This window comes from Roseateles sp., assembly GCF_965262435.1.
Lineage (GTDB): Bacteria > Pseudomonadota > Gammaproteobacteria > Burkholderiales > Burkholderiaceae_C > Paucibacter_A.
Genome location: NZ_OZ253537.1, coordinates 5375664 through 5391655 on the forward strand (window position 1 = coordinate 5375664; position 15992 = coordinate 5391655).

General features: G+C 61.9%; 14 protein-coding genes. 2 read left to right on the forward strand and 12 right to left on the reverse strand.

Annotated features, from left to right (window positions below; genetic code table 11):
• Window positions 1–9 precede the first annotated feature (9 nt).
• The 6 genes from ACQY39_RS23075 to ACQY39_RS23100 all read right to left on the reverse strand — a co-directional run bounded on the left by ACQY39_RS23075 (window position 10) and on the right by ACQY39_RS23100 (window position 7652).
• Window positions 10–2433 (reverse strand): Ig-like domain-containing protein, encoded by a 2424-nt coding sequence (locus tag ACQY39_RS23075; RefSeq protein ID WP_428510273.1) that lies wholly within the window; start codon window positions 2431–2433, stop codon window positions 10–12.
• A 63-nt stretch (window positions 2434–2496) separates the two neighbouring features.
• Window positions 2497–4668: a type IV pilus secretin PilQ gene (gene pilQ, locus ACQY39_RS23080; protein ID WP_428510275.1), complete on the reverse strand. Its 2172-nt coding sequence runs from the start codon at window positions 4666–4668 to the stop codon at window positions 2497–2499.
• 23 nt (window positions 4669–4691) lie between these two features.
• Complete coding sequence (locus ACQY39_RS23085) at window positions 4692–5246, reverse strand: pilus assembly protein PilP (protein ID WP_428510277.1); 555 nt, start codon at window positions 5244–5246, stop codon at window positions 4692–4694.
• Between the two features lie 8 nt (window positions 5247–5254).
• Window positions 5255–5953 carry a type 4a pilus biogenesis protein PilO gene (locus ACQY39_RS23090; RefSeq protein ID WP_428510279.1) on the reverse strand — a complete coding sequence of 233 codons (699 nt, stop codon included), beginning with the start codon at window positions 5951–5953 and terminating at the stop codon, window positions 5255–5257.
• 8 nt (window positions 5954–5961) lie between these two features.
• Window positions 5962–6576, reverse strand: coding sequence for a PilN domain-containing protein (locus ACQY39_RS23095; protein ID WP_428510281.1), 615 nt, complete (start codon window positions 6574–6576; stop codon window positions 5962–5964).
• Complete coding sequence (locus ACQY39_RS23100; protein ID WP_428510283.1) at window positions 6573–7652, reverse strand: pilus assembly protein PilM; 1080 nt, start codon at window positions 7650–7652, stop codon at window positions 6573–6575. Before ACQY39_RS23100 ends, ACQY39_RS23095 begins: the two co-directional genes overlap by 4 nt.
• Window positions 7653–8006: 354 nt before the next feature.
• On the opposite strand from ACQY39_RS23100, the gene ACQY39_RS23105 reads away from it, so the two are divergent.
• Entirely contained in the window at window positions 8007–10400 is a 2394-nt protein-coding gene (locus ACQY39_RS23105) for a penicillin-binding protein 1A (protein WP_428510285.1), read from the forward strand.
• A gap of 30 nt (window positions 10401–10430) precedes the next feature.
• Here the strand turns inward: ACQY39_RS23105 and cyaY are convergent, their stop codons facing one another.
• A complete protein-coding gene (gene cyaY, locus ACQY39_RS23110) occupies window positions 10431–10814 on the reverse strand; it encodes an iron donor protein CyaY (RefSeq protein ID WP_428510287.1) in 384 nt (127 codons plus the stop codon).
• A 40-nt stretch (window positions 10815–10854) separates the two neighbouring features.
• Between cyaY and lptM the strand changes: the two genes are divergently transcribed.
• Entirely contained in the window at window positions 10855–11070 is a 216-nt protein-coding gene (gene lptM, locus ACQY39_RS23115) for an LPS translocon maturation chaperone LptM (RefSeq protein WP_428510289.1), read from the forward strand.
• Between the two features lie 37 nt (window positions 11071–11107).
• Here the strand turns inward: lptM and ACQY39_RS23120 are convergent, their stop codons facing one another.
• The 5 genes from ACQY39_RS23120 to ACQY39_RS23140 all read right to left on the reverse strand — a co-directional run bounded on the left by ACQY39_RS23120 (window position 11108) and on the right by ACQY39_RS23140 (window position 15980).
• The gene (locus ACQY39_RS23120) at window positions 11108–12103 is read right to left on the reverse strand and encodes an ABC transporter ATP-binding protein (RefSeq protein WP_428510291.1); all 996 of its coding nucleotides are present in this window, start codon (window positions 12101–12103) and stop codon (window positions 11108–11110) included.
• Window positions 12100–13095 (reverse strand): ABC transporter ATP-binding protein, encoded by a 996-nt coding sequence (locus ACQY39_RS23125; protein WP_428510293.1) that lies wholly within the window; start codon window positions 13093–13095, stop codon window positions 12100–12102. Before ACQY39_RS23125 ends, ACQY39_RS23120 begins: the two co-directional genes overlap by 4 nt.
• 19 nt (window positions 13096–13114) lie before the next feature.
• Complete coding sequence (locus ACQY39_RS23130) at window positions 13115–14059, reverse strand: ABC transporter permease (RefSeq protein WP_428510295.1); 945 nt, start codon at window positions 14057–14059, stop codon at window positions 13115–13117.
• A 55-nt stretch (window positions 14060–14114) separates the two neighbouring features.
• Window positions 14115–15092, reverse strand: coding sequence for an ABC transporter permease (locus tag ACQY39_RS23135; RefSeq protein ID WP_428510297.1), 978 nt, complete (start codon window positions 15090–15092; stop codon window positions 14115–14117).
• Between the two features lie 234 nt (window positions 15093–15326).
• Window positions 15327–15980: a DUF3047 domain-containing protein gene (locus ACQY39_RS23140; protein ID WP_428510299.1), complete on the reverse strand. Its 654-nt coding sequence runs from the start codon at window positions 15978–15980 to the stop codon at window positions 15327–15329.
• Between the last annotated feature and the right edge of the window lie 12 nt (window positions 15981–15992).

Here is a 15992-nt window from a genome sequence, read left to right on the forward strand (position 1 = left end):
AACAGCGCTTCAGTTCGGGCTCGAGCAACTTGCGACTTGGCCGTAAGGGCTGATGACGAACGGGGGCGTACCTTCGGCCTTGATCACGTCCACGGGTACACCGGTGTACTGTTCGGTGCCCTTCAACGTCAAAAGCGTGTCACCTTCTGAAGCAATGCGGCCGAAGAAAGCGGGTGGGCTGACCACGCCCGAAGCGCTCACACGAATGGCAAATTCCGTCCAACTGCCATAACTCTGGGGATACTCAATGCGCATGACCGCCAGCCCGCTGGAGTCCGTGCGCGTGCTGCCCACCATGGTGATGGACACGTCTGATTTACGCGGATCCAACTGGCCGTTGGTATTGAGGTCTTCCCCGGTTTCGATCGTGCCATTGCGGAAGCCCCTGCCGACCGAGCTGTCCTCAGACAGACAATTCTGGGTCACGACTTGAATCCACTTCTTCAAACCGAGATCGTAGAAGTAAAAGCCCTTCTGGTAGCTCGGGAGGTCGATCAAGGGCGCGACCTGCACATCCGACTTCGGATTGCCAGCCGAGTCAACCACCAGCACGGTGAACTCCAGGAAGTAGGTCAGCTTGTTCGCTCCTGTACCGATCAAGGCATTGGTACCAATAGACACCGACACCGGCTGTTCCACCACCGTCAGCGAGACGGTTCGGAGACGGTCAGCAGGGCAGGCGGCAATGGTCTCCACCGTGTCGGTCTTGGAGAAGCAGGCATACACCTTCACCTGATCTGTCGGACTCGGCCGTTGGCCGGCCACAAAACTGGTGACCGCAATTCCGGTCGCATCCGAAATGATGATTTTGTCGTTGCCAGAACTGATCACCCCATCGGAGCCGGAGTTGTTGGTACCAAAACCAATGCGTGCCCGCACGTTCGGAACCGGTTCATTCTTGTCACTACGGAACAGCAGGCGGAGCTCAGAGCGATTTTCACTGCTTCCGACCAAATTGACCGCAACGACAGCAGGCGAGGCTGTGAACGTCGCAGAGCCGATGGTCGTAGCCACAGGGACATCCGACACCGTGGCATCGATCTGCACCGTGCTCTTGACCGAGGTGCCGCCTGCCGTTGCCGAGATCTCGGTCGGGCCACTGCCTGAGGCCTTGTAGCAGTAGGTGTACTTGCCCTTGCCATCCGTAACGGCTTCAGCCGGAGCGGCGCTGCCAGCGCACGCGACCGCGGCGCCTTGGCTGCCGCCAACAGAGACCGCAACGCCGACCATCGGACTGATATTGACATCCGACAGCGTGTATTCAACAGCACCCACATCGCCATTGCGCAGGGTCGCAGGCAAAAGCTGGGCCTGAAGCTTGGCTCCCGTCACCTTGAATGAAGCACGACGCACCAGTGCGTCGCTGGTGGCGGTCACGGTCACCGTGCGATTGGAACGATCGGCGCCGACCAAGACCGAGGCCTTGGCCACACCATTGGCATCGGTCACCAGATTTCCGGGAACCAGAACCGCGCCGCTGTCGACCGAGAAGGTCACCTTGATGCCAGGCACCGCATTGCGCAAAGCATCCACGGCGGTAAGCACCACATCGACCGACTCGCTGCCGGCGTTGCCAACCGTGCTCTTGCTCAGGGTCATGGTCAAGTCACTGGCCTTAGGCACAATGGACACGGCCTCGATGACGTCGAAGCTGATGGTTCGCACCACCGTGCCGCTGGTGGCCTGCACCGAAATGGCGCGAGGGGACTTGCCCTTGTTGATCACCAGACTGATGTCTGCAGTCAGGACGCCAGAAGTGTCGTCTGTGGAGGTCTTGCCGAACGAGTTGACAATGGATCCACCTGAGACAGGGTCAACCAGTGCCAAGGACACCGGCGAGCCGCCAATGGCGCTATTGAAGGCATCGACTGAAGTCACGCTCAGCTTGGCCACTTGAGTGCCGTCATTGGGCAAGCTGACCTTGTCCACGACCAAGCGCAGGTCGGCGACCTTGCTGCCATTGACGCTGTCCACCACATCGAAACTGGAAGTCTTCTTGACTGTGCCGGAGCTGACCGTCAGTTTGACAGTGCGGCTGGTCTTGTCGGTGAGTTGAACCACGGCGGTGATCTTGCCGTTGTCCTTGCCTGTTACCTTGGCGGAAGGGGTGACGATCGCCCCACTGTCCACCTCCACGGTGACCGGCGTCTCCACGCCGGTCAAGGCTGCATTGCCCGTGGTCAGCGCCGTGATGGTGAACGTCACGTTCTCCAAGCCGGAGTTTGGCACTGTCGTCTTGTCTGCAACGATGGCCAAGTCGGTCAGCGTCGTCGGTGTGGTCGGCGGCGTGCCCGTTCCCGGGTCAAACACGGACTTCCCGGAATCGCCACCACCTCCTCCGCAAGCTGCCAAGGTCATAGCCAAAAGCAAGGCCGCAGCGCTGCCAGCCATTCGACGCCATGACATGCGACCGGTAACCATTGATGTATTCATTTCTGCAAACTCCTGCATTGCCGCGCGTTCATGCGCGCGGCCTCTCCCGATATCGCTTGCGCCTCAGCGCACCGTGGCCCGATCACTGACCACCTTGGGGGTCAGGAAGATCAAGAGCTCGGTCTTGCTGGTGGTGCGGCTCTTGCTCTTGAACAAATTCCCCAGGTAAGGGATGTCCCCCAGCACCGGCACCTTGGACTCGCTCTCGCGCTCATCCTGGGTAAAGATGCCGCCGATCACCACCGTGCCGCCGTTTTCGACCAGAACCATGGTCTTCACATGCTTGTTGTTGATCGCATAACCCTGGGGCGTCAGCGTGCCGCGGCTGTCTTTGTTGACGTCGACATCCAGAATCACATTGCCTTCAGGCGTGATCTGCGGCGTGACTTCCAGCTTCAGCACGGCCTTCTTGAACTGAATCGAAGTCGCACCACTGGAGGTGGCCACCTGGTAGGGCAGCTCTTCACCTTGCTCGATCAAGGCTTTGACCTGGTCGGCGGTGATGACGCGAGGGCTCGAGACGATCTTGCCCTTGCCGTCAGCTTCCAACGCAGACAGTTCCAAGTTCAAGAAGCGGTTGGCGCTGGCGTTGAACAGTGACAAGGCAAAGTTCGCGACATTGGCGCCACCGAAACTGTCCGAAGACACATTGGCTGGCAAGTTGAGGAATTGCGTGTTGTAGCGGCCACTGGAATCCAGGCCGACATTGCCGCCAGGCTGCAAGGTCTGTCCGGCAATGCCGTTGAGGCTGCCGCCCAGGGTCAGGTAATTGTTGCCGCCGACCGAGTAGCCTGGAATACCGCCGTTGAGGCCACGCAGATCAGCACTGCCCAACTTGACACCCAAGGAGCGACCGAACTTGTCGTCAGCCTCGACGATGCGGGCTTCAATCAAGACCTGGCGCACCGGGATGTCGATCTTGGCGATCATGGCCAGGATCTCCTCCAGCTTGGAAGGAATGTCGGTGACGAACAACTGGTTGGTGCGCGACTCGAAGATGACACTGCCGCGCGGCGACAAGATGCGTGCCTGGTTCTGCCCGCCCGAGCCACCACCCCCACCGGTCGAGTTTTGACCGGTCAGCCCCTTGGCGACTTCTTCCGCCTTGGTGTAATTCAGCTGAATCGACTGGGTGCGCACCGGCTCCAAATTGGCGATCTGCGCCTTGGCTTCGAGGTCGAGTTTTTCCTTGGCGGACAGTTCGTCCTTGGGCGCAATCCACAGCACATTGCCGGACTTGCGCAGGCCCAGGCCCTTGGCCTGCATGATGATGTCCAGGGCCTGATCCCAGGGCACATCCTTGAGGCGCAGGGTGACGCTGCCTGTCACGGTGTCGCTGGTCACCACATTGAAGTTGGTGAAATCGGCAATCACCTGCAGCAGTGCGCGAACCTCGATGTTTTGGAAGTTCAAGGACAGTTTGTCGCCGGCGTAGCCGGGGCCGGTGGTCAGCTTGTTAGGGTCCTGCTTCTGGTGGCGCACCTCGAGCACAAACTGGTTGTCGCTTTGATACGCACTGTGCTCCCAGGCTCCCTTGGGCTCGATGACCATGCGGACGCGGTCACCGTTTTGGGTGGTCACCACCGACTGCACCGGGCTACCGAAATCGGCCACATCGAGCTTGCGACGCAGGCCCGGAGGCAAGGTCGAGCGCAGGAACTCCACCACCAAGTTCTGGCCTTGCTGCTGGATGTCCACGCCCACCTGATTGCTCGGCAGGTTGACGATCACTCGCCCGGAGTTGTCCTGACCACGGCGGAAGTCGATGTCACGAATCGCTTGCGCCTCGGCGTTGAGGCTCTGCGAGAAATGCACCGGCTCATTGGCGGCCTGAGGTGCTGCTGCTGCGTTCTCAAGAATGAGCAGCAGTGCGTTGTCCTGCAACTCGGCGCGGTAGCCCGAAGGCGTGCGCAGATTCAGCACCACCCGCGAACGTTCACCGGCCTGGGCGATATTGGCCGAGCGCAGATTGCCCTGATTGATTTCCACCACCGAGCGCCCCACGGCGTTGACCACCCCAGGAAGGTCGATGGCGATGCGCGGCGGCGTCTGCACGGTGAAGCCGCGCGGAATTTCCGTCAGCGGCTGGCTCAACTCGATACGCACCACTTCCACACCCGATTGCTGGGTGCTGTTGATGGAACGGATGGCAGTCTGGGCCTGTGCCGGCGCGACCATGGCCAGCGCCGTCAGAACGAAGGCCGAGGCCGTAGCCCATTTGCGCCAATGGCTCATCCTCGATGTCTCCTGGAAATTTTTCATCGTCCCTTCTCCTGCAGCTGGAGGGTACTGGTGCGTTCAATCCACTCGCCCGCAGCGTCCTGGACGACTTCTCGCAATCCGATTTCGGTTTCGCTGATCTTCATCACCCGCCCAAAATTCAAGCCCAGGTAGTCGCCACCCTTGACCTGATAGAGCAGGTTGTCCACACGCAACAAGGCGTAGCGCTGGCTCTGGCGCGTGATGCTGCCCACCATGGACATGCTGTCCAGCGGATAGGCCTCTAAAGGCTGACGCGGCCGCTTCATCTCGGCCGCCAACAAGGAGTTGGGCAGCGAGGCTTCTTGCTTCACCGCCACGCTGAGCTTCTGCGGACTGAAGGGCTCGACACCCAAACTCGCCTCGTAGGGCTGAGGCAGGAACTTCTTGGGCGGAACCAAGGGCACGACATTGGCCCGGGCGTCCTTGCGCTGCTGCTCCATCCATTGCTGCAGCTCGTCCATATCGGCGGAACAAGCCGCCAGGCCCAAACCGATCACTACGATGCTGCAGAAGCGAACGGCTTGACCACCCTTCCGGAGGCTGTGCTTCATTCGGGCGCTCATTTCTTCGCTCCAGCCGCTGTCTTGGCGGCCAGCTTCTTCTGCTCAGCCACTTCCAGCGTGTCCAGGTAGCGGTAGGTGCGCGCGGTGGCCTCCATGCTCAGAGCGCCATTGCCCACCTCTTTGCCCGACGGCGCCAGCACATTGAGGTTGTGCAGAGTGACGATGCGGGAGAGGTTGGAAACGTCAGCCGCGAATGCGCCGATGTCGTGGTACCGCCCGGAAACGCGCAAGGAAATGGGTTGCTCAGCGTAATAGTCCTTGACCAGCACCTGGCCCGGCCGGAACAGCTCGAACTGCAAACCGCGACCGACACCTGCCTGATTGATGTCGGACAACAAGGCATCCATCTCGGCCTTGCCGGGCAGCTGCTTCTCCAGTTGGGTCACGTACTCCTCGACCTGGCTCTTCTGCTTGCGCAGCTCTGGCAGATTGACGGCCTGAGCCAGCTTGGCCGTGTAGTCCTGGCGCAAACCTGGCTCCTTGGCCACCTCAGCATCAAGCAAGGCTTGCTCGTCAGACAGCGCGAACACCCAACCGAGAACCAAAACCAAGGCGGTTACCCCGACAAAGGCCGCCAGTTTGGGCAGCCAGGGCCATTGCCCCGGCTCATTCGGGTTCAGACCGCGGAACTGATCCGCCAGCTCACCCGCCCAGGCATTGGGGTCAAACTTGAAATTCAAAGACGTACTGGCCATGCTTGCCTTCAGGACTTGGGCGCCGCAGCGGGCTTGTTCGGGATGCCGGGCGCGGCCTCGCGGACCGGCTCCTTGATCGACACCCGCATGGAGAAGTCAAAGAGGCGCTTCTGATCACGGCCGTTAGTGCTCAGATTGGCCACCTTGATCTCCACCAGATCGGGTCGCTCCAGCCATTCCGAGCTGCGCGAGGTGTTACGGATGAACTCCGAGACGCGCTCATTGGTTTGAGCCACGCCGCTGATCGTCACCACCTTGTCGGCCTGTCGTATCGCCGTCAGGTACACGCCCTCGGGCGTGTGCCGTGCCAGCTCGTTGAGCAGTTGCACCGGCGTGTTGCGATCGCTCTGCAAGTCCTCCACCGCCCGTTGCCGGGATTTCAAAGACTCGAGCTCCGACTTCAGATTGGCAATGTCCTTGATCTGTTCGTCGAGCTTGGCGATCTGGTCGCTCAGATATTGGTTGCGGCTGCGCTGTTCGGCATTCAGATGCTGGTACAGGGCGTAGCCGGCCATCAAAAGGCCGACACCCACCAGGGCCGACAAGCCCAGGCCGGCAAAGAAAGCACTCTTCCGGCGCTTGCGCTTCTCTTCCCGGTGGGGAAGCAGATTGATCAAGATCACTGGTAGAACCTCCGCATCGCCAGGCCGCAAGCGGTCAGATAGGCCGGCGCTTCACGGCGCAGCTTCTGCTCTCGCACGGAAGAACCCAGCTCCATGTTCTCGAACGGGTTCACAACCATGCAGGCAAAGCCGGTCAACTCAGTCACCCGCTCCTTCAAGCCCGGCAGGGTGGCCGTGCCACCCGCCAACATCACGTAGTGCACCTTGTGGTGCGGCGTGCTGGTGAAGAAATACTGCAGGGCTCGGCCGATTTCCTGAGACAAGCTGTCCACAAAAGGATTGAGCACCGCAACCTCAAAGTCTTCGGGCAGGTCATTGGACAACTTCTTCTGCTCCGCCTCCTCGAACGAGAAGCCGTATTGGCGCGAAATCAGCTGCGTCAGCTGAGAGCCGCCAAAGGCCTGGTCGCGGTCGTAGAGCATCTCGTCATCGCGCAGCACCTTGAGGCTGGTGGTGTCCGCACCAATCTCAAACAAAGCCACCAGCGCATCCTTACCAGCATTGGGCAGGTTGGTGATCAAGCGACCCATGGCCATGCGTGAGGCGTGCGACTCGATGTCCAGCACCACAGGTCGCAGGCCGGCCGCTTCAGCCAAGCCCTGGCGATCCTGCACGCGGTCCTTGCGCGAGGCGGCGATCAGGACTTCAACATCACCAACCGAGGTCGGGCTGGGCCCGATCACGCAAAAATCCAGACTCACTTCGTCGAGTGAGAAGGGGATGTACTGATTCGCCTCAGCCTCGACCTGGATCTCCAACTCTTCGTCGCGCAGGCCCGCTGGCAACATGATTTTCTTGGTGATGACGGCCGACTGCGGCATTGCCAGCACCGCATCGCGGGTGCGGCTGCCACTGCGAGCCACCACACGCCGTACGGCGTCAGCCACCTCGTCGAATTTCTCGATTTGGCCGTCAGTGATCCAGCCTTTCTCGAAAGACTCGGTGGCAAATCGCTCCAACACCAGTTCACCGCTGGCGCTTTGGCCCAGCTCCACCAACTTGACACTCGACGAACTGATATCGAGGCCAATCATCGGCGGATGCTTTCGACCCAATAAAACGTCAAGTATGCCCATGACGCGAATCCCCCAACGTTTGTGCGCCGGACTGTTAATAAGTTACTTGAATGCTAGCAGCAAAGGTGTTGATCGCCCAATGAAAAGCGGTCACAGCTGGTAACAGCTCGTTGCGTAACATACACGGGCGGCGCCGGTCTGGCTGCCCCGAAAAACACCAAGAAACTCGGCTTTTTTATTGCCGAAAGCAACTCACTGGAATGGCTTCATCCTAATTCTCCCGTCGGACGGCTTGAAGTCAGAGCCTGACAAGCAGGCAAAACCCCCGATTCATTTCAGCCCGGAAACTGGGGCCTCGTGCCGCCTCTGCTTGGATTTGCCCTTCCTATAATGCGCCGACCCATTCGGAGGCCCATGAGCGACGCCAAGAAGAACTCCCCGCAGCAGCCCACATCTGAGACCCGGCCAGCCGCGCGTAGGCCTGTCGCTCATGTCTTGCTCAAAGCACTGACTTGGCTGCTCGGCATGGCCGCAGCCGGAACCTTTGCGGTGCTGATGCTGCTGGCCCTGGCCCTGGCCACCGCCTACCCGAACCTACCCGACATCAGCGGCCTGACCGATTACCGCCCCAAGCTGCCGCTGCGCGTGCTGTCCAGTGACGACACCCTTTTGGCCGAATTTGGCGACGAAAGACGCAACTTCCTGCCCATCAAGGAAATTCCCAAAGTCATGCAGGACGCCGTCCTGGCGATCGAAGACGCGCGCTTCTACCAGCACGGCGGCGTGGACTACCTCGGCGTGATCCGCGCAGGGCTGGCCAACTTCACCGAGTCACGCAGCCAAGGTGCTTCCACCATCACCATGCAGGTGGCGCGCAATTTCTACCTCTCGACCGAGAAGACGCTGACCCGCAAGATCTACGAGATCTTGCTGGCACTGAAGATCGAGAACGCGCTGAGCAAGGAGCAGATCCTCGAGATCTATATGAACCAGATCTTTCTGGGGCATCGCGCCTATGGTTTCGCCGCCGCCAGCGAGGTCTATTTCAGCAAGCCGATCCAGGACCTCACGATTGCTGAGGCAGCCATGCTGGCCGGCCTGCCCAAGGCCCCTTCCGCCTACAACCCGATCAACAACCCGCGTCGGGCCACCATACGTCAGCAGTACATCATTGAGCGCATGTTGGAGAACGGCTACATCACCGAGGAGCAACGCGACAGCGCCAAGGCTCAGAAGCTGCGCCTGCGCCCAGTCAATGAGACGCCCAGCCATGCCGAGTTCGTGACCGAAGCGGCACGCCAGTTGATTTACAGCCAATACGGCGAAGAAGCCTACACGCGCGGCCTCAATGTCTATCTGACGCTCAAAGCCGAAGAACAAAACGTCGCCTACCGCGCCCTGCGCCGTGGCATCCTCAATTTCGAGCGTCGTCAGGTCTACCGCGGCCCCGAGGCCTATGCCGATCTGCCCGCCAACCCGACCGAGCTGGACAGCCGCATCGCTGAAGCCCTGAACGACCATCCCGCCAATGACGAACTGCTGGCCGCCGTGGTGCTCGAAGCCAGCCCGAAAAAGGTGGTGGCCGCATTGCAGAGCGGTGAAACAGTCGCCATCACTGGCGAGGGCCTGAAGCCGGCCACCTCTGGCTTGGCCGAGAACGGCAACCCCAAGACCCGGGTGCGCCGCGGCGCCATCATCCGTGTGGTGAAAACACCGGTTCCCAGCAAACCGAACCAGGAAGAATGGACCATCACCCAATTGCCCGTCGTGGAAGGCGCCTTCGTCTCGCTCGACCCGCGCAACGGCCGGGTGCGCGCCATGGTGGGCGGTTTTGACTACGCCAAGAACAAGTTCAACCATGTGACCCAGGCTTGGCGCCAGCCGGGCTCCAGCTTCAAGCCCTTCATCTACTCAGCGGCGCTGGAAAAAGGCTTCACACCCAGCACCGTGGTCAATGACGCACCGCTGTTCTTCGACGCCGCCACCACCGGCAGCCAGCCCTGGGAACCCAAGAACTACGACGGCACCTTCGATGGCCCCCTGCCCTTGCGCAAGGCCTTGGCCAAGTCCAAGAACATGGTGTCCATCCGCGTGCTCAATTCCATAGGCGTGAACTACGCGCAGGAATGGATCACCCGCTTCGGTTTCGAGGCCGAGAAGCATCCGGCCTACCTGACCATGGCCCTGGGCGCCGGCTCGGTAACGCCGATGCAGATGGCACAGGGCTACGCCGTGTTCGCCAACGGCGGCCACCGCATCACACCGCAACTGATCGCGCGCTTGACCGACAACAAAGGCCGAGTCATCTACGAGGCGCCGCAGCTGAACCTGGGCGAGGACAGCCGGGTGATCGAAGCTCGCAACGCCTTCCTGATGACCAGCCTCTTGCAAGAAGTGACGCGCAGCGGCACCGCCGCCAAAGCCCAGGCACAACTCAAGCGGCCAGACATCTACGGCAAGACCGGCACCACCAACGACTCCATGGACGCATGGTTCGCTGGCTACCAGCAAGAGGTGGTGGCCGTGGTGTGGATGGGCTACGACCAACCCAAGAAACTGGGCGACCGGGAAACGGGCGGGGGTTTGTCGCTGCCGATCTGGATTGAGTACATGAGCCAGGCGCTGAAAGGCGTAGCGGTCAGTGAAATGACGGCGCCCGAGGGCGTGGTCAACCGCAATGGCGAGTGGTACTACGACGAGTACACCGGCACCGCCGGCGTGCGCGAGCTGACTCAGTCAGAAGGAAAGATGCCGGGTGCCGCCACCGAAGACGAGAAGAAGAGCATCCTCGACCTGTTCAAGCGCTAGGCCTTGCCTGGCGGCGCCCACTGGGGACCGTCAGGCCGCCTTGAATTGCAGCGCCTTGCCGCCCTGGGCACTGGCCAGTTCGGACAGCAGTTGATGGAACTCCACGCCGCTGCGCGTGTCCAACCATTGGCCGTCGACATGCCGAAAATGGAAGCCCCCGGCTCGCGCGGCCAGCCACAACTCTTGAAGCGGCGCCTGGGTGTTCAAGATGATCTTGCTGCCGCCAGGAAAGCTGAGCTCCAAGAGGCCGCCGCTGCGGTGGCTGTCGATGTCAATGAAGTCGGCATCCAGCCAAGCGTCCACGGTCGCCTCGACCTGGTCCAGCACACGGCGCGTGCGCGCCTGGTAGTCCACATCACTGAGCGGCGTGGCGGCAGGAACGGCGGAGGTGGAGGGGGCGGAAGGCTGCGACATGATGGCAAGAGCTGACGGCACGCGGAGATAAACTGCGGCCATGAAAGCAAACAACAAGGAAGTCCGCAGTGTAGGCCCGCAGGCCGGCACCGCTCGCCCGCCAAGGTCTTTGGGCCGATGCGGCGCCGCCCTCGTGCTGGGCCTTGGTCTGAGCCTGGGCTTGCTCAGCGCATGCGGCCAAAAAGGCCCGCTCCAACCGCCCAAGCCAACGGCAGGCAAGGCCGCAGCGCCAGCCGCCAGCGCCGCACGACCCTGATGCGCTGAGCATCCAGGGCGCTGCTGCGCGGCGACATTCAGATCCGGCCTTCCTCCACCGCGTGGCAGGCCACACGGACACCCTTGATCTCCAGCAAGGCCGGTCGTTCGGCCTTGCAGCGCGGGCCGGCGTGGGGACAGCGCGGATGAAAGCTGCAGCCACTGGGCGGGTTCAATGGGTTGGGCACCTCGCCCTGCACCGGGGTGCGTGAACGGCCGCTCATGTGAATGTCGGGAATCGCATCCAGCAGCATGCGGGTGTACGGATGCCGTGGTCGCGCAAACAAGTCAGCCTTGTCCGCCAGCTCGACCAGCCGCCCCAGATACATCACACCGACCTGATCCGAAACATGGCGGACCACGGCCAGGTTGTGAGAAATGAAGAGATAGGTCAACCCGCGCGCGCGCTGCAGGTCCTTCATGATGTTCAGGACCTGGGCCTGAACGGACACATCCAGGGCCGAGGTCGGCTCGTCACAAACCAGGAACTCCGGCTGCGTAGCCAAGGCTCGGGCGATCGAAATGCGCTGACGCTGACCGCCGGAAAACTGGTGCGGGAACTTCTCGCGGTCGGCTGCCGTCAAACCCACCGACTGCAGCAACTCTGCCACCCGGGCACGCTGTGCCTCCTGGCCGGCGATCAAACCATGTTCACGCAGCGGCTCGGCGATGATGTCCTGCACTTTCCAGCGCGGGTTCAGCGACGCATACGGATCCTGGAAAATCATCTGCATACGCCGGCGCAAAGCCAGAGCGCCATTGGACGCCAAGGTCTTGGCGGTGTCGGCACCGTCGAACTCGACGCTGCCACGGGTCGGCTCATACAAGCCCACCAGCAAGCGCGCGACCGTGCTCTTGCCGCAGCCCGACTCGCCCACCAGAGCCAGAGTCTTGCCGCGTTCGATGGAAAAGCTCACGCCGTCCACGGCATGAACGAACTGGCGCGGCTTGCGCTCCACCACCCGGTTCAACCAGGGCGGCGACACATCGAAGATCTTCGCGAGGTCCTTGACCTCCACCAGGGGCCGGCTCATCGCGCACCCTCCAGTTCGGATTCAGGGGCCTGCGCATGCAACCAGCACGCAGCACGCCCCGCGCCGACGCGGACCAATTCGGGCCGCTCCTTGCGGCAGCGCTCGAAGACCCGAGGGCAGCGTGGGTTGTAGGCACATCCAGTCGGGATGGCATTGAGTCGCGGCATGGCACCATCGATCTGCAACAGGCGCTCGCGGTCCTCGTCCATGGCCGGGATGGAGCCCATCAGGCCGGCGGTGTAGGGGTGGGCCGGCTTGTGGATGACATCGTGCACTGGGCCGATCTCGGCCACGCGCCCAGCGTAAAGCACGGCCACGCGGTCGCAGGTCTCGGCAATCACACCCATGTCATGGGTGACCAGCATCACCGCCGCGCCCTGCTCTTTGCAGATGCGCTTGAGCAAGGCAATGATCTGCGCCTGGATGGAGACATCGAGCGCCGTGGTCGGCTCGTCGGCGACGATCAACTTCGGGCTGGCCGCCAAGGCCAGGGCGATCACCACGCGCTGGCGCATACCGCCCGAGAACTGGTGCGGGTACTGGTCGATGCGCTCAGCCGCGGCGGGGATGCCGGTCTGCTCCAGCAACTCAATGGCACGGGCCCGGGCCAGCACCTGGCTCAGGTCCAGATGCGTGGTGATGGTTTCGATCAGCTGCTGGCCCACGGTGTAGAGCGGGTTCAGCGAGGTCAGCGGGTCCTGGAAGATCGCGCCAATCTGGCGACCGCGGATCTTGCGCATCTGCTCGTAGGGCAGGTTGTCGATCCGCCGGCCTTCCAGCAGGATTTCGCCTGAAGCGATGCGCCCCGGTGGATCCAGCAAGCCGATGATGGCTGCGCCGGTCAGCGATTTGCCAGCGCCCGACTCACCCACCACGCCCAGGATCTCTCCAGGCGCGATGTCGAAATTGATGTCGTCCAGCGCCAGCAAAGTGCCGCGCCGGGTGGGGAATTCGACCCGCAGATGGCGGACCTCAAGCAAAGGTGTGCTCATGGGCAGGAAAGTTTGCAATTCAACGCAGGCGGGGATTGAGCGCATCGCGCAGCCAGTCCCCAAGCAGGTTCACCGACAGCGCGATCAGCACCAGCATGGCGCCAGGCCAGATGGTGATCCACCATTCGCCGGAGAACAGAAAGTCGTTGCCCACACGGATCAAGGTGCCCAGCGAGGGGCTGGTTGGCGGCACGCCGACACCGAGGAAAGACAAAGTCGCCTCGGTGATGATGGCCGAGGCCACCTGAATGGTGGCCAGCACCAGCACCGGGCCCAGCACATTGGGCAGCACATGGCGGCGCATGATGCGCAGCGGCGTGACACCGATGACGCGCGCCGCCTGCACATACTCCTTGTTGCGCTCGACCATAGTGGTGCCGCGCACTGTGCGCGCGTACTGCACCCAGCCGGTCAGCGAGATCGCCAGGATCAGCACCAAAAAGGCCAAGGTGTCGTGCGCGTTCGGGAACATGGCCCGGCCGACCCCGTCGATCAGCAGGGCGATCAGGATGGACGGGAAGGACAGCATGACATCGCAGACGCGCATGATCAGCGCGTCAATCCGGCCGCCGACAAAGCCCGCCAGCAAACCCAGGCCGACCCCGAGCACCATGCTTAAAAGCACCGAGGCCAGGCCCACGAACAGCGAGATGCGGGCGCCGTACATGAGGGCCGAGAGAATGTCCCGCCCTTGATCGTCGGTACCGAGCAGGTACTTGCTGCTGCCCCCCTCCATCCAGGCCGGCGGCAGGCGCGAATCCATCAGCTCCAACGATGCCAAATCAAAGGGGTTGTGGGGTGCAACGAACTCGGCGAACACCGCGCAGAAGACGCAAATCAGCGCGATCACCGCGGCCAGCATGGCCACCGGCGAGCTGCGGAAGGAATGCCATACGTCGCCGTCGAAAAAACGCTGCAGCGCATTCGGTGCTGAGGGCGCGGGCGGGCTTGAAGGTTGGCTCATCGGTTCGATGCTTCTCTGGAATCAGGGTCGGGGCAGCTTGGCAGATTCAAGCGCTTCAATGGGCCTTGCCCTGCGTACGCAAACGCGGGTCGACCGCGAAATACAGCAAATCCACCAGCAAGTTGATGGTGACGAAAATGAAGGAGATCAGGCACAGATAGGCGGCCATGACCGGGATGTCAGCGAACTGCACAGCCTGGATGAAGAGCAGACCCATGCCCGGCCACTGGAACACCGTCTCGGTGATGATGGCAAAGGCAATCAGCTGGCCCAGCTGCAGCCCGGTGATGGTGATCACCGGCACCAAGGTGTTCTTCAAGGCATGGCCGAAGTACACCGCCCGGTTGCTCAGGCCGCGTGCGCGGGCGAACTTGATGTAGTCGGTGCGCAGCACCTCCAGCATTTCGGAACGCACCAAGCGCATGATCAGGGTCAGCTGAAACACCGACAAGGTGATGGCCGGCAAGAGCACATGGCGAAGACCATCGACGGTCAGCAAGCCCGTGGTCCAGCTGCCAATAGCGATGACATCACCGCGACCAAAGCTGGGCAGCCATTTCAGCCAGACTGCAAACACCAGGATCAGCAGGATGCCGATGAGAAAGGTCGGCAGGGACACGCCCAGCAGAGACAGCATCATCAAGAGCTGCGAGCTCGCCTTGCCCCGCCGCAAAGCCGCGTAAACACCGAGTGGAATGCCCACACCCAGAGCAATCAGACCTGCCACCAGAGCCAACTCCAGCGTGGCCGGCAGACGCTCAGCGATCAGGTCCGAGACCTTGCGCCCCTGACGCAAGCTCAAGCCGAATTCACCTTGAACCGCATTGCCGACGAAGCGGGCGAACTGAACCGGGAAAGGCGCATCCAGGCCCAGATCGCGGCGCAAGGACTCGCGCTGCTCCTGCGTGGCGTCCTGACCCAGCAGATTGGTGACGGGGTCGCCCACATACTGGAACAGCATGAAGGACACACAGGCCACCGTGAGCATCACGATCAATGACTGGACCAGGCGGCGAAGAATGAAAACTAGCATGTCGGTTCTGAGGGAAGTCTGCCGCTACGAATGCTGACCCCGACACGGTCAAGCGCTCGGCTCCCCCCATGCACGAATCAGCCGCGTCCGAGCCTCCTGGGGCTCGGCTCGTTCAGTGATTGAATTGATCTGGCCGCCAGCCACCTTCTCGGCGGCAATGGGGCCCGCGTCATGATGGCGAAGAGCACGCTCGGCCACAAACGGGAAAGTCCCGATGCGCGTCAGGCAATCGTCTCAAAAGCGCAAGCTGCCATCCAAGGCCCGCGCTGCATCGTCGAGCAGCAAGATCTCACCATAGCAGGCCTCGGCGCGGCTGCCCGTGTTGTCGGCATCGGTCATCAGGGCCAGTGAAACCAGGCGACCGGGCGCTTCGCCAAACGCACGCTGGTAGTCGGCCTGCACGTCGCGCTGGAGCTGATGCCAGGCAGGCGGACCCTTGCGACCTGAGCCCACGACGATCTTGCGAATGCGGTCGCTGCGCGCACTGACCACCAAGGTTTCCGCTGGCGCTGTTGCATCCCAGACATACATCAGCGTGGCGAATGGGGGCGCCTCCCCGGTTAAGGTGCGGACCAGTTCGAACTGCATGCGATTAGCCATGGACAGACGCCCCTCGTCGCCATCGAAGCCCAGCAGAATGCGGGCCGGCGCGTCATCCGTCTCGGCTGCCGTCACCGTAGCCTGCTGCGCATGCTCACCGATCCAGACATCAAATCGAAGCTGTTCGACCTGATCGGCAGGGAGGTCCAGCGGCCGACGCCAGAGGCTGACCGACTGCTTGGCCTGCCCGAGCACACAGGCGCGGCCGCCGCGCTGCACGAAGGAATAGTTGGTCAGTCGTTTGCCAGGAAGGGAGCGCGGCGACCAGGCTGACAAGTGCTCAGGCATGGGCGACTGCGG

Coding starts and splice junctions, on each gene's coding strand:
- ACQY39_RS23075 (WP_428510273.1), bottom strand. CDS start 2,433: ATGAATACATCAATGGTTACCGGTCGCATGTCATGGCGTCGAATGGCT.
- pilQ (WP_428510275.1), bottom strand. CDS start 4,668: ATGAGCCATTGGCGCAAATGGGCTACGGCCTCGGCCTTCGTTCTGACG.
- ACQY39_RS23085 (WP_428510277.1), bottom strand. CDS start 5,246: ATGAAGCACAGCCTCCGGAAGGGTGGTCAAGCCGTTCGCTTCTGCAGC.
- ACQY39_RS23090 (WP_428510279.1), bottom strand. CDS start 5,953: ATGGCCAGTACGTCTTTGAATTTCAAGTTTGACCCCAATGCCTGGGCG.
- ACQY39_RS23100 (WP_428510283.1), bottom strand. CDS start 7,652: ATGGGCATACTTGACGTTTTATTGGGTCGAAAGCATCCGCCGATGATT.
- ACQY39_RS23105 (WP_428510285.1), top strand. CDS start 8,007: ATGAGCGACGCCAAGAAGAACTCCCCGCAGCAGCCCACATCTGAGACC.
- cyaY (WP_428510287.1), bottom strand. CDS start 10,814: ATGTCGCAGCCTTCCGCCCCCTCCACCTCCGCCGTTCCTGCCGCCACG.
- lptM (WP_428510289.1), top strand. CDS start 10,855: ATGAAAGCAAACAACAAGGAAGTCCGCAGTGTAGGCCCGCAGGCCGGC.
- ACQY39_RS23120 (WP_428510291.1), bottom strand. CDS start 12,103: ATGAGCCGGCCCCTGGTGGAGGTCAAGGACCTCGCGAAGATCTTCGAT.
- ACQY39_RS23125 (WP_428510293.1), bottom strand. CDS start 13,095: ATGAGCACACCTTTGCTTGAGGTCCGCCATCTGCGGGTCGAATTCCCC.
- ACQY39_RS23130 (WP_428510295.1), bottom strand. CDS start 14,059: ATGAGCCAACCTTCAAGCCCGCCCGCGCCCTCAGCACCGAATGCGCTG.
- ACQY39_RS23135 (WP_428510297.1), bottom strand. CDS start 15,092: ATGCTAGTTTTCATTCTTCGCCGCCTGGTCCAGTCATTGATCGTGATG.
- ACQY39_RS23140 (WP_428510299.1), bottom strand. CDS start 15,980: ATGCCTGAGCACTTGTCAGCCTGGTCGCCGCGCTCCCTTCCTGGCAAA.